Source organism: Kribbella sp. NPDC104218 (genome assembly GCF_055584105.1).
Map to the genome: position 1 here is coordinate 977,140 of NZ_JBVJMQ010000002.1, position 11,989 is coordinate 989,128.

Below are 11,989 nucleotides of genomic sequence, written 5' to 3' on the forward strand. Positions count from 1 at the left end.
GGTGACCGATGCCGTCCTGAGCGCACTGCGCGAGATCGCCAACCGCGACCTGTACCAGCGCAACGCGTTTCACCTCACCGGGCTGCCGACTAGCGTCGACCGGCGGACGACGCGGCGGCGTCAGCAGCACGTCGCAGCGGTGCTCGAAGTCGGTGCGGACCTCCAGACCACTGGATCGACCGACCCGGACGAGCTGCGGACGGCGTTCGACCGGCTGCTCGGTGACCCGCGGCGGCGCCTGGTCGACGAGGTGTTCGGCCCCTGGGGAGCGCCGGACGCGGACTGCGGCTGCGACCTCAAACTGCACCAGGTGCACGACCGCGCCGTCCAATCGCACGCCGCAGCGATCGAGATGCTGCTGGAACCGCCGACGGTTCGCGTACCAACAGTTGGCGCCGTCTGGAACGCTGCGGATACCCACTGGGCCACAACGATCGCCAACCCGCAGTTCTGGCAGCACCTGCGGACACGGGTGCTGGCTCTTGACGACTGGCAGTTGGCCGCCGGTGCGATCGATCTGATCCGTGCTGAGCTTCCAACCACGCTCGCCGGTCCCCTACTCGATCTGGCGACCACTGCGGACTACCCCGACCGCACTGCGCGGATTCTGACTAGTTGGGGCGTGTCAGGCGCAGCCACCCAGCAGCTGGTCACCAATGCCCTCCGCCCGCAATACGAGCGCGCCGAGGACGCAACAGTCGCGCTGCTCCGCAGACTCCAGGCCGGACAGCGCCACATCGACCCGGTGATCGCCGAGCTGGACCGCAGCGTGCTCCCGGTCTACCGCCGGCTGGAGGTGCTGCAGCCGTCGGAGCAACACCAGCGCACCAGGACACTCCGCGACGACATCGCGCTCGTCTACCACAACAGCGCCGTCTACATCGCGAACGAAGGCTCGGTCACCGACCGCCGGATCATGGACCTGTTCAACCAGGCTGCCGGGTACGCCGGAACGCCGTCCATGCAGGCGAAGATCGCGGAGAACCGCAGCGTGGCCGAGAGCCTCGCGCGTGGCTACGCCTCGCGTTACAACGACCCCTACTACGCGTACGCACAGCAGGGCTCCGGATGCCGCCAGTTCTTCGTCAGGTTCCTGATCATGCTTGGCGTGCTCTTCGCCCTCACCCTCCTGCTGATCTGGATCTTCGCGTGACCGCGCTGCTCGCGCCGGGCGATCGGGTCGGTGAGGCGCTGGTAGTGGACCGCCGGCTCGGCTCCGGCGCGTTCGGTGAGGTGTATCGAGTGCGGCACGAGCACCTGGGATTCCAAGCGCTGAAGGTGTTTCGCGAGGTGTCCTCCCTTGAGGGGACCGATGCGCTGCTGGAAGAGGCCCGGCTGTTGTCGACGCTCGGCCACCCGAACATCGTCCGGCTGTTCGATGCCGGCGTCGTAACGACCAGCGAGGGTCCGCGCGGCTACTTCACGATGGAGTACGTCGCCGGCGGCACGCTGCAGCAGCTGCTCGAAGCGCACCGGCCCGCGCTGCCGCCCGCGCTCGCCGTCCAGGTGATCGAGCAGCTCGCCGCCGGCCTGGCCGCAGCGCACGAACGGGTGCCGCCGATCCTGCACCGCGATCTGACCCTGGCCAACGTGATGTACGGGTACGACGGCGACCGGCTGCGCGTTCGCGTCTCCGACTTCGGACTGGCCAAGAGCGCCAACCCGATCACGCTCCTTGCCAGCGCCCAAGGCACCTACGCCTTCATGGCGCCCGAAGTACTCCGAGACTTCGGCTACTCCACCTCCTCCGACGTGTGGTCGATCGGCGTCATCGGCTACCTGCTGCTGACCGGCCTGCTCCCGTACGACGACGGCACGGATGTCACCCGCTGGTCAGGCCCACGGTTCGAACGGCGTCCGCACGCGCCCAGCTCGTTTGACCCACGGATCGATTCCGGGCTGGACGACATCGTGCTGGCCGCACTAGCACCCAAGCCGATCGACCGGACGGAGTCCGCCGTCGCCCTGACAGCACAGCTGGACGCCTGGCGGCGGAGGACGCTAGCGCCGGCGGAACGCGCGGAGGCGCTGGCTGCGGAGGCAACTGACCTGGCTGGAGCTGGGGCGTTGGAACGGGCAGTCGACGTGATGGAAGAGGCGTTCGCGCTATGCCCGGAGCTGCGGACGCAGTACTGGCTGGACGTAGCGCGGTGGCGAAAGGGAGTGATCTGGTGAGCCGGCGGACACAACGCTGGTCCGAGAGGTTCCGGCAGTGGCGGCAGCACCGAGAGATACGCGTCGCCGAGCCGAGCTTCAGCGCCGAGCAGTGCGCGGAGCTGGCAGAGCTGGTCACGCTACTCGAGACCGTCCCGGAGCCCGTCGACGAACCCGACACCAGAGCACTGGCGGAAGCGGCGACGAGTTTGTGGCGCGCACAGCGCAAGCTCGGCCAGGCCGGCCGGACGGCCGAGAGCCGCCAGGCCGGCCGCTATCTGCGCACGTCCGCCGAGGCGCTCGCCGAAGCCGGCCTCGTCGTCCAGGAGCACGACGGGACGACGTTCAACGCCGGACGGGCGCTCGACGTCCTGGTCTACCAGGACGATCCGGCGGTGCGCGAGGAGACGATCGTCGAGACCGTCCGCCCGTCGGTCTACTACCGCGACCGGCAGATCCAGCGCGGCGAAGTCATCGTCGCCCGACCGACAACCGACCACGAGCCGACGAAGGTGGGCGACGACCATGCGTGACACGATCGACTTCGGGATCGACCTGGGCACCACGAACAGCGCGCTCGCGGTGGCCGGCGACGACGACGTCCGGATCCTGAAGAACAACGACGACCAGTCCGACATCACGCCGTCCGCGGTCTGGCTGCCGAAGGCCGACACGGTCTGGGTCGGCCGCCGGGCCCGGCACCGCGCCGAGACCGACCCGGAGAACGTCGCGATCGAGTTCAAACTCGAGATGGGCCTGGCGGACGCGAGCCGGACGTTCGGCAAGGCCGGGGTCACGCTGAGCGCGCCGCAACTGTCGGCGGAGGTGCTGAAGACGCTGCGCGCCGACGCCGCCCGGTACGCCGGGACCGCTCCGGACTCGGCCGTCATCACCGTGCCTGCGGCGTTCGCGCTGAACCAGAACAAGGCGACGCTGGAGGCGGCCCGGCTGGCCGGCTTCACCGGCTCGGTGCCGCTGCTGCAGGAGCCGACGGCGGCGGCATTCGCGTACGGCTTCGAGGACGCCGACGAACGCGCGTACTGGATGGTCTTCGACCTGGGCGGCGGCACGTTCGACGCGGCCGTGGTGAGCAAGCGGGACGGCGACCTGCGGGTGCTCAACCACGCCGGCGACCCGTACCTCGGCGGGAAGCTGATCGACTGGGCCATCGTCGAGCGGCTGCTGGCACCGGCCGCGGCGCGTGACCTCGGGCTGCCCGACTTCCGGCGCGACAACCCGCGCTGGCGCGGCAACTTCGGGCGCTTGAAGGCGGCCGCCGAACAGGCGAAGATCCAGCTCTCGAGCCGGGAGCGGACCGAGCTGCTGCTGGAGCTGGTTGTCGACGGCAACGAAGAGTCGTTCGAGTTCAGCCTCACCAAGGATGCGCTGGACGGCGTCGCGATGCCGTACTACGCCCGCGCGGTCAACCTCTGCAGGGAGGCGCTGACCGAGAGCGGGCTCGGCGCGGAGGCGATCGACCGGCTGCTGCTGGTCGGCGGCGCGACGCTGTCGCCCGGTCTGCGCGCGCTGCTGACCGATCCGGTGCACGGGCTGCCGATCGAGCTGGACACCCGGATCGACCCGACGACCGTGGTCGCCCGCGGGGCGGCGATCTTCGCGGGGACGATGCGGCGGCCGGCTTCGACGTCCGTGGTGCGCGCCGGTGAGTACGGCGTGGAGCTCGCGTACGAGCCGAGTTCGACGACGACCCGGCCGACGGTGGCCGGGCGGCTGAGCGGCGCGGCGGAGTGGGCCGGGCACAGTGTGGTGATCGCGAATCCGGAGGGCCGGCCGCCGTTCCGGACCGGGCAGGTGACGGTGAACCGGGTCGGCGCGTTCGCGACCGAGGTCGAGCTGGACGAGCACCGGACGTCGCATTTCACCGTGGAGCTGCTGGACGCGAACGGCGCGCCGCTGCCGCTGGTCGGCGGGAAGTTCTCAATCACCCATCGCGAGGTGGAGTTCGGCGGAGCGCGGCTGACGCACTCGCTCGGGATCGCGCTGGCGGATCAGAAGTTCTCCCCGCTGGTACGGAAAGGGACGGCGGTGCCGACCCGGGTCCGCGAGGTGTTCCGGACGTCGCACGCGTTCAACCGCTCCGATCCGGGAGCGATGGTGCGGATCCCCGTCGTCCAGGGCGAACGGGATCGGGCCGACCGGAACCGGCAGGTCGGGGTGTTGCAGATCCGGCCGGTCGACATCCGGATCGACCTGCCGGCCGGGACCGAGGTCGAGGTGACGTTCGAGGTCGACGAGTCGAACCTGGTCACGGTGGTCGCCGACGTCCCGCTGATCTCGGCGCAGTTCGAGGCGGAGATCGATCTGGACGACATCCGGACGCCGGACGCCGACGAGCTCGCTGCCGAGCTGGCGGACGTCGAGGAGCGGATCGCGGCCGCGCGGCGGACGGCGTCCACGAGTCCGGAGGTCGAGCAGCGGCTGGCCCGGCTGCAGGAGGAGGGCACGCTGGCGACGACCCGCGAGCAGGTGCGGGCGGCGACGTCCGATGCGGGCGCCGCGGTCACGGCGGAGGAGCGTTTGCGCGAGGTCCAGGCACAGCTCGACGACATCGACGAGGCCGCGCAGCGCCCGGCGAAGGAGCGTGAGCTGCGCGAGGTCCTCGCCGAGGCCGGCGAACTGACCGAGCGCGTCGGCCGCGCCGACGACCGGGCGGAGCTCGCCGACCTGCGGGTCCGCGCCCAGGACGCCCTCGATCGCCAAGACCTCCGCGCCATCGAACGCGAGACCGACAACCTGGTCTCGTTCCTCATCGGTCTGGAACGCCGTCAGCCCGGCTTCGTCATCCGCCTGTTCAACCAGCTGGCCCTCAGCGCGGATTCCATGCGGCCCGCCGCCGAAGCCAAGCGCCTGCTCGCTGCCGGCCGTTCGGCGGCCGCGCGCGGTGACGAACACGAGTTGACCATCATCTGCCAGCAGCTCGTCCGGCTGCTTCCCCAGTCGCACCAATCCACCGTCGTCGGCCTGGTCCGCTCATGAACCTCTCCCAGCAACTCGCTCACTCCGAAGCGGCCCGCGCCGCCCGAGCGGGCAACCACACCCGAGCCCTCGAGCTCCTGGCCGCTCAGGACTCCCCCGAAGCCATCGATCTGCGGGCCCGAATCCTCGCCCAGCTCGGTCGCTGGCAAGAGGCCGACGACCTGTGGGCAGGTCTGCCGGAAGCTGAACCGCAGCGCGCCCTCGCCCGGAAGGTGTTGCGAGGTCGGGTTCGCGGGCGGCCGGTGCTGCGGCCGGTGGGGGTGCTGCTGGCGGCAGCGGTTGCTGTGGGCGGGACGGCGTACGGGACCGCGGTCGCGGTCTCGGGTCGCGGGGAGCCCGCGGCTCAGGTGGTGCCGGTGGTTTCACCGACGACAGTGACCGTGACGACGACGGCGCCTTCGGAAGACGCATCTCGGGAGCGAGAGCGGGCAGCTCGGTTGGAGGCGATCGCGGCCGCGGTGCGCATGCCGGGCGTGCAAGTACGGCGAGAAGGAGCGGCCTTGCGGGTGGTGTTCGAGCGCGGGTTGTTCACGGAGGGGACGGCGTTCGCACCCGAAAGTTTGGCCGTGCTGGAGCGTTTGGCGCCGCGGTTGCGGGAGGTGCCGGTAATCACGGTGGTCGGGCAATCAGTCGTCGTGCCCGGCGGTGAGAGCAGCGGCGGGTCGGGGATGGCGCTGGCTCGGGCCCGGGTGGCGGCGCAGCGGATCGCGACCGCGAGCGGCCTGCCGCTGACCAGACTGACGCTGGCGTCAGGTGATCAGGGCAGACCGTTGTTCCCGGGGCAAGCGCGGAACCGGACGGTGAGTCTGCTGCTGTCGGTCTAGACGACAGACAGCGGCAGGAGCTTCTTGCCGGTCGGGCCGATCTGGATCTCGGTGTTCATCTGCGGGCAGACGCCACAGTCGAAACACGGCGTCCAGCGGCAGTCGTCGACCTCGAGGGCGCCGTCCGCTTCGAGGGCGTCCTGCCAGTCCTCCCACAGCCAGTCGCGGTCGAGGCCGGAGTCCAGGTGGTCCCAGGGCAGGACTTCGGCGTACTCGCGCTCGCGGGTCGTGTACCAGGCCAGGTCGACCGGGTACTCGGCGAGCGCCTGCTCCGCGCAGGCGATCCAGCGCTCGTAGGAGAAGTGCTCGCTCCAGCCGTCGAAACGGCCGCCGTCACGCCAGACGGCCTCGATGATCCGCCCGACCCGGCGGTCACCGCGGGACAGCAGACCTTCGATGATGCCCGGCTTTCCGTCGTGGTAGCGGAAGCCGATCGCCTTCGCGTACTTCTTGTCCGACCGGATCGCCTGGTTCAGCTTCGCCAGCCGCGCGTCGGTCTCCTCGACGCCGAGCTGCGAGGCCCACTGGAAAGGTGTGTGCGGCTTGGGCACGAACCCGCCGATCGACACCGTGCAGCGGATGTCGTTGCGGCCCGAGGCCTCCCGCCCGGTCGCGATCACCTTCTTCGCCAGCTCCGCGATCGCGAGCACGTCCTCGTCGGTCTCGGTCGGCAGCCCGCACATGAAGTACAGCTTCACCTGCCGCCAGCCGTGGCTGTACGCCGCCGCGACCGTGCGGATCAGGTCCTCCTCGGTGACCATCTTGTTGATCACCTTGCGCATCCGGTCCGAGCCGCCCTCGGGCGCGAACGTGAGCCCGCTGCGCCGGCCGTTGCGGGAGAACTCGTTGGCCAGCGTGATGTTGAACGCGTCGACCCTTGTCGACGGCAACGACAGCGAGACGTTGCTGCCCTCGTACCGGTCGCCGAGGCCCTTCGCGACATCCGCGATCTCGGTGTGGTCGGCCGACGAGAGGCTGAGCAGGCCGACCTCCTCGAAGCCGGTCTGCTTGAGGCCGTTGTCGACCATGTCGCCGATCGTGGTGATACTGCGCTCCCGCACCGGCCGGGTGATCATGCCCGCCTGGCAGAACCGGCAGCCGCGCGTACAGCCGCGGAAGATCTCCACCGAGAACCGCTCGTGCACGGTCTCCGCGAGCGGCACCAGCGGCTTCTTCGGGTACGGCCACGCGTCCAGGTCCATCACGGTGTGCTTCGCCGTCCGGAACGGGACGCCCGGCCGGTTCGGGACGATGCGCTGGATCCGGCCGTCGGCCAGGTACTCGACGGTGAAGAACTTCGGGATGTACACCCCGCCGGTCTTCGCCAGCCGCAGCAGCACCTCGTCGCGCCCGCCCGGCGAGCCCTCGTCCTTCCACTCCCGGATCACCTCGGAGATGGCCAGCACGATCTCCTCGCCGTCGCCGAGGACGGCGGCGTCCACGAAGTCGGCGACCGGCTCCGGGTTGAACGCCGCGTGCCCGCCGGCCAGCACGATCGGGTCCTCGTCGGTCCGGTCGGCGGCGTACAGCGGGATCCCGGCCAGATCGAGCGCGGTCAGCATGTTCGTGTACCCGAGCTCGGTCGAGAACGACAGGCCGAACACATCGAACGCCCGCACCGGCCGGTGGCTGTCCAGCGTGAACTGCGGGATCTGGTGCTCCCGCATCACAGCCTCCATATCCGGCCAGACGGAGTACGTCCGCTCGGCCAGCAGGTGCTCGCGCTCGTTCAGCACTTCGTACAGGATCTGCACACCCTGGTTCGGCAGGCCGACCTCGTACGCGTCCGGATACATCAGCGCCCAGCGCACAGAGGCGGCGTCCCAGTCCTTGCTGACCGAGTTCAGCTCACCTCCGACGTACTGGATCGGCTTCTGCACGGTCGGCAGCAGCGCCTCCAGGCGCGGGAACAGCGATTCGACAGTCATCAGGCACTTCCGGTCGGCAACTGGAGCGCCTACCAGGTTAGCGCCGCAGGTGCCCTACTCCGGAATCGCAGGCCGCACCGGCACCCGGCGGTACTCCGCAAGCGCCTCTCCGAGCGCCCACTCGAGCTGCTCGTCAGTCGTGATCCCGAGCTCGTGCAGCGTGAGCTCGTTCGTCAACCGGTCCGCCGAGACCCCTGCGGCCCTCAGCCGCTCACACAGCCCCTCGGCCCGAGCGCGCACCTGCTGCCGACGCTGCAGCAGAGTTTTTCGCTCGGTCCGGCCGTCCCAACGGACGTCAACCACCTTCTTCACTCCGAGCCCGACGCAAGCAGCGCCGATCGCGACATAACTCGGTGCGAGGAAGCCGACCACGTCGAGCCCGGCGTCGAGCACGTAGCCCAGCGGGCCGAGCAGGAGGATCACCGCGAGGTCGGCCGGCGCGGACACCCGGTCCAGCAGCTTGCCCAGATCGTCGATCACCGCAGCTCCCACCTGGCTCGGACGACGGTTGCGACGTACTGCAACTGCTCCGGCGTCGCCGTGCCGAGCGCTGCGACCAGAACGGTGAGCTCGGAGCTGACCGGCGAGTACGCGCCCGTCACGAGCAGCCGGTTCAGGAACAGCCCCCGGCTGGACTCCGGGGCGCCCGCCGCGCCGAGTAGATCGTCCTCCAAGAGGCGCTGACGGCCAGGCGACTCCGCGTCGGCCGCGACGAGGAATGCATCGAGGGCCCGGACGAACTCCGCCGGGTCGACCTGCCGGTACCGCACGGTGCGCCGGCTGAACAGCCCGCCGCCCGGCCGGCCAGCCGCCGTCCCAGGGCCGGTGAGCGACGGGTCGGCGAGCTCCAACTGCCCGGCCAGTTGCACCTTGAAGCGGCTCAGCGACCCACGCACCACCGACCGGCGTACGGCGTAGCCGGCCACAACCAGCAGGAACAGGACGACGACAGCGACCGCCGCGATGAAGAACGCGGCCACGGGGTTCGCCTCGGCGCCGTCGGCCAGCAGGAATGCGAACATCCCGAACGCGACGGCGAGGCCGGGCAGGCTGCCGCGATGGCGGGCGGCTTGATCCTTCACCAGGGCAACGCTAGCCGAGATGGGTGCGGAGGAGCGGGTTGACGATGTCGGGATGGGAGTAGGTGACCAGGTGGGCGGCGTTCTCGATGATCTCGAGGTGGGCGCCGGGGATCTGGGCCGCGAGGGGGACGACGGTTTCGGGTGGGACGCTGGTGTCGGAGTCCGCGGTCACGAGGAGGACGGGGGCGGTGATGGCGGGCAGGTCGGGGATCAGGTTGGTGGCGCTGAGGGCTTCGCAGCAGGCGGCGTAACCCTCGTCAGAGGTGTTGAGCAGCATCTGGCGGACGGGCTCGATCTCGCCGGTGAAGTCGGGGCGGAACCAGCGGCCGAGGGTCGCCTCGGTGATGGCCTGGGTCCCGTCGGCGCGGACCTGGGCGGCGCGGTCCCGCCAGGGCTGCGGGTTCGCGGCCAGGTTGGCCGGCGGGCAGAAGATCGCGAACCGGTGGAATCTGGCCGGGGCGTGCTGGGCGAGCCAGAGGCCGATCGCGCCACCGAGCGAGATCCCGACGTACGACGCCTGCTCGACCCCGAGCGTGTCGAGCAGCTCGATCACGTCGTTGCCGAGGTCGTCGATCGAGTACGGGCCGGGTGGCGCCTCGGAGGCGCCGTGGCCGCGGTGGTCGAACGCGATCAGCCGGAACTGCGCGCTCAGGGCGTCGAGCTGCGGCGCCCACATGCCGCTCGCCGCGCCGAGTGAGGAACCCAGCAGGACGACGGGCGCGTCAGCAGGACCGGTTTCGGTGTACGCAAGTCGCATGCAGCCCAGTATTACCGGTAGAGCGCGAGCGAACCGGTGAGCGAGTCGACGGCCTGGCGCGGGCCGTAGAGGCCGAGGCCGAAGTACTCGATGTCGGCCGGCTTGGTGCCGCTGAGCGTCGTGGCGAACTGGTCGTACGACCGCGCCTGCTGCGCGACTTGGTTCATGTCGTGCACGATCACCTCGGGCCGCGCGGCCGCCTGCTCCCGCAGCTCGTGAAGGCGCTCGGCCGACGCGCGCAGGACCGGGATCGGGTACGCCGACATCCCGGCATGCGGCCCGCCGGCGGCGTCCACGGTGTCCGCGCCGACCGTGTCGTCGTGATGCCGGCCGAGCGCGACGCCGAGCAGGGCGGCGGTGTTCAGGGCGACGCCCACGGGCGCCTCAGCGGCGATTACGACCACGATCTTGTTCGTCAGCACGAGGAGAACCTAGCTCGACGTACGGCGTACTCGCTCGCGAACCGAACGTCGTTCGGCGGATCTGCGAAACTCGTGGGTATGGACGAACTTGATACGGCGCTGCTGCGGATCCTGCAGAACGACGCGCGCCGGACCAACCGGGAGATGGCCGCCGAGCTCGGCATCGCGCCGTCGACCTGCCTGGAGCGGATCCGCGGCCTCCGGGAGCGCGGGGTGATCAGCGGGTACCACGCCGCGGTCGACCTGCAGGCCATCGACCGGTCCACCCAGGCGATCATCTCGATCAAGCTCCGCCCGCAGGCGATGGCCAAGGCGACCGCCTTCCAGGACTACGTGGTGCGGCTGCCGCAGACGCTGGACATGTTCATGGTCTCGGGCGGCAGCGACTTCCTCGCGCACGTGGCGGTCAAGGACACCCAGGCGCTCCGCGACCTCGTCCTCGACCTGGCCAAACGGCAGGAGATCGCCGACATCCGCAGCTCCGTCGTCTTCGAGCACCACCACCGGACGACGGTGCTCCCGCTCTGACCGCCCCCGTTCCGGAATCCCGGGGACGCGCCCTGTGCCCCGCGCGTCCCCGGGATCTTCCCGATCCCGTCAGGCGGTGACCGGGGGCTGGGTGCGGGTGGCGATCGCGAGCCGGTTCCACAGGTTGATGGTGCCGATGGCGAGCACGACGTTCATCGTGCCCTCGTCGCCGAACTGCTCGACGGCGGCGTTCCAGACGTCGTCCGGGACGCCGTGCGGGCCGAGCTTGGTCACCACGTCGGTCAGGTCGAGCGCGGCCCGCTCCCGGTCGTCGTAGAACGAGACCTCACGCCAGGCGGCCAGGCCGAACAGCCGCTGCGCGGTCTCGCCCTCCTTGAGCGCGTCCTTGGTGTGCATGTCGATACAGAAGCCGCAGCCGTTGATCAGCGAGGCGCGAACCTTGATCAGGTGCAGCAGGGTGTGGTCGAGGACGCCTTGCAGGTAGCCCTCGATGCCGTAGACGGCTTTCACGCCGCCGGGCATCGCCTTGGTCATGTCGATGCGTTGTTCCATACCAACTCGACAAGACGGCCCCACCTGGCTGTGACACCGGGCGGGGTGACCTCGGTCACTGACCGGAGCCGAGCCCGGACTGCGCCTTGGCGACGGCGGTCTCGGCGGCGGTCGCGAGGATCTGCTCGTCGCCGGCCATCACCTCGACCGAGAGCGCGACATCGCCGATCCCGGCGACGAACGTGTTGTACTCCAGACCGCGCCGCGGCCCGTCCACGCCCATCAGCCGGAACGCGAGCGGCTCGGTGCCGAACTCCGGCGCGGTCAGCAGGTCGACCTGCATCACCGTGCTGCCGCCGTTCTCGGAGCGCAGGGAGATCTTCGAGCAGGCGGTGACGGCGTCGGCGTACTTCGCCCGCAGCGTCGCGACGTTCTCGGCCGTGCCCATCGCGTCCAGGCCGAAGTCGAGGTACGGACCGGCGGGACCGCCGGAGAACGAGCGGGTCGCGGTGGACTCCGCACCCGGGGCCTTGGTCGCGTTCATCAGCTTGACCAGCGGTTTACAGCGGTTGCTCGACGAGCCGAACAGTTTGGTGCCGTTCCCCCGCTCGTCCTCCTCGCGGGTGAAGCCGGCCGGCAGGTCGCTGAGCTCGAGCAACCCCTTGGCGAGGCTCTCATCGGATCTGGTGACCGGGCCGCCGGGATCGGACGGCGCGACGGACGGCGGCGGATCGGACGGCGCCGCGGTCGAGCCCTGGTCGGCGCCGCCGCACGCGGTCAGCGTGAGCGTGAGGACGGCGGTGAGGGCAACGGGAAACGACAGGAACCTGGTCATGGAATTCCT

Annotated in this window: 13 protein-coding genes; 6 read left to right on the forward strand and 7 right to left on the reverse strand. The window is 70.2% G+C overall.

Going from position 1 to position 11,989, the window contains the following annotated elements; translation table 11 throughout:
* Position 1: 1 nt before the first annotated feature.
* The 5 genes from ACZ6ZD_RS20450 to ACZ6ZD_RS20470 are packed head-to-tail and all read left to right on the forward strand — an operon-like array spanning position 2 to position 5,975.
* Positions 2-1,153, forward strand: a complete 1,152-nt coding sequence (locus ACZ6ZD_RS20450) for a hypothetical protein (protein ID WP_465674338.1) — start codon at positions 2-4, stop codon at positions 1,151-1,153.
* The gene (locus ACZ6ZD_RS20455) at positions 1,150-2,175 is read left to right on the forward strand and encodes a serine/threonine-protein kinase (RefSeq protein ID WP_465674340.1); all 1,026 of its coding nucleotides are present in this window, start codon (positions 1,150-1,152) and stop codon (positions 2,173-2,175) included. The genes ACZ6ZD_RS20450 and ACZ6ZD_RS20455 overlap by 4 nt, the downstream gene beginning before the upstream one ends.
* Positions 2,172-2,687, forward strand: a complete 516-nt coding sequence (locus tag ACZ6ZD_RS20460) for a hypothetical protein (RefSeq protein WP_465674342.1) — start codon at positions 2,172-2,174, stop codon at positions 2,685-2,687. The genes ACZ6ZD_RS20455 and ACZ6ZD_RS20460 overlap by 4 nt, the downstream gene beginning before the upstream one ends.
* On the forward strand, positions 2,680-5,151 hold the full coding sequence (locus ACZ6ZD_RS20465; protein ID WP_465674344.1) for an Hsp70 family protein: 2,472 nt from the start codon (positions 2,680-2,682) through the stop codon (positions 5,149-5,151). The genes ACZ6ZD_RS20460 and ACZ6ZD_RS20465 overlap by 8 nt, the downstream gene beginning before the upstream one ends.
* A complete protein-coding gene (locus tag ACZ6ZD_RS20470) occupies positions 5,148-5,975 on the forward strand; it encodes a hypothetical protein (RefSeq protein ID WP_465674346.1) in 828 nt (275 codons plus the stop codon). Before ACZ6ZD_RS20465 ends, ACZ6ZD_RS20470 begins: the two co-directional genes overlap by 4 nt.
* Here ACZ6ZD_RS20470 and ACZ6ZD_RS20475 read toward each other — a convergent pair.
* From ACZ6ZD_RS20475 to ACZ6ZD_RS20495, 5 genes are read right to left on the reverse strand one after another with little or no spacing between them, the layout of a single operon-like run.
* Positions 5,972-7,903 (reverse strand): TIGR03960 family B12-binding radical SAM protein, encoded by a 1,932-nt coding sequence (locus ACZ6ZD_RS20475; protein ID WP_465674348.1) that lies wholly within the window; start codon positions 7,901-7,903, stop codon positions 5,972-5,974. The genes ACZ6ZD_RS20470 and ACZ6ZD_RS20475 overlap by 4 nt on opposite strands.
* A gap of 54 nt (positions 7,904-7,957) precedes the next feature.
* Positions 7,958-8,383 (reverse strand): hypothetical protein, encoded by a 426-nt coding sequence (locus tag ACZ6ZD_RS20480; protein ID WP_465674350.1) that lies wholly within the window; start codon positions 8,381-8,383, stop codon positions 7,958-7,960.
* The gene (locus ACZ6ZD_RS20485; protein WP_465674352.1) at positions 8,380-8,985 is read right to left on the reverse strand and encodes a hypothetical protein; all 606 of its coding nucleotides are present in this window, start codon (positions 8,983-8,985) and stop codon (positions 8,380-8,382) included. Before ACZ6ZD_RS20485 ends, ACZ6ZD_RS20480 begins: the two co-directional genes overlap by 4 nt.
* Before the next feature lie 10 nt (positions 8,986-8,995).
* A complete protein-coding gene (locus tag ACZ6ZD_RS20490) occupies positions 8,996-9,742 on the reverse strand; it encodes an alpha/beta fold hydrolase (protein WP_465674354.1) in 747 nt (248 codons plus the stop codon).
* Between the two features lie 11 nt (positions 9,743-9,753).
* On the reverse strand, positions 9,754-10,164 hold the full coding sequence (locus ACZ6ZD_RS20495) for a DUF2000 domain-containing protein (protein WP_465674356.1): 411 nt from the start codon (positions 10,162-10,164) through the stop codon (positions 9,754-9,756).
* Between the two features lie 78 nt (positions 10,165-10,242).
* On the opposite strand from ACZ6ZD_RS20495, the gene ACZ6ZD_RS20500 reads away from it, so the two are divergent.
* Entirely contained in the window at positions 10,243-10,692 is a 450-nt protein-coding gene (locus ACZ6ZD_RS20500; RefSeq protein ID WP_171671154.1) for an Lrp/AsnC family transcriptional regulator, read from the forward strand.
* 69 nt (positions 10,693-10,761) lie between these two features.
* Here the strand turns inward: ACZ6ZD_RS20500 and ACZ6ZD_RS20505 are convergent, their stop codons facing one another.
* On the reverse strand, positions 10,762-11,205 hold the full coding sequence (locus ACZ6ZD_RS20505; RefSeq protein ID WP_465674358.1) for a carboxymuconolactone decarboxylase family protein: 444 nt from the start codon (positions 11,203-11,205) through the stop codon (positions 10,762-10,764).
* Positions 11,206-11,260: 55 nt separating this feature from the next.
* Positions 11,261-11,980 (reverse strand): hypothetical protein, encoded by a 720-nt coding sequence (locus ACZ6ZD_RS20510; protein ID WP_465674360.1) that lies wholly within the window; start codon positions 11,978-11,980, stop codon positions 11,261-11,263.
* Positions 11,981-11,989 lie beyond the last annotated feature (9 nt).

What these genes read in the sequence shown, in the direction of transcription:
- ACZ6ZD_RS20475 (WP_465674348.1), bottom strand. Translation starts at nt 7,903, where the DNA reads ATGACTGTCGAATCGCTGTTCCCGCGCCTGGAGGCGCTGCTGCCGACC.
- ACZ6ZD_RS20500 (WP_171671154.1), top strand. Translation starts at nt 10,243, where the DNA reads ATGGACGAACTTGATACGGCGCTGCTGCGGATCCTGCAGAACGACGCG.
- ACZ6ZD_RS20470 (WP_465674346.1), top strand. Translation starts at nt 5,148, where the DNA reads ATGAACCTCTCCCAGCAACTCGCTCACTCCGAAGCGGCCCGCGCCGCC.
- ACZ6ZD_RS20510 (WP_465674360.1), bottom strand. Translation starts at nt 11,980, where the DNA reads ATGACCAGGTTCCTGTCGTTTCCCGTTGCCCTCACCGCCGTCCTCACG.
- ACZ6ZD_RS20505 (WP_465674358.1), bottom strand. Translation starts at nt 11,205, where the DNA reads ATGGAACAACGCATCGACATGACCAAGGCGATGCCCGGCGGCGTGAAA.
- ACZ6ZD_RS20490 (WP_465674354.1), bottom strand. Translation starts at nt 9,742, where the DNA reads ATGCGACTTGCGTACACCGAAACCGGTCCTGCTGACGCGCCCGTCGTC.
- ACZ6ZD_RS20465 (WP_465674344.1), top strand. Translation starts at nt 2,680, where the DNA reads ATGCGTGACACGATCGACTTCGGGATCGACCTGGGCACCACGAACAGC.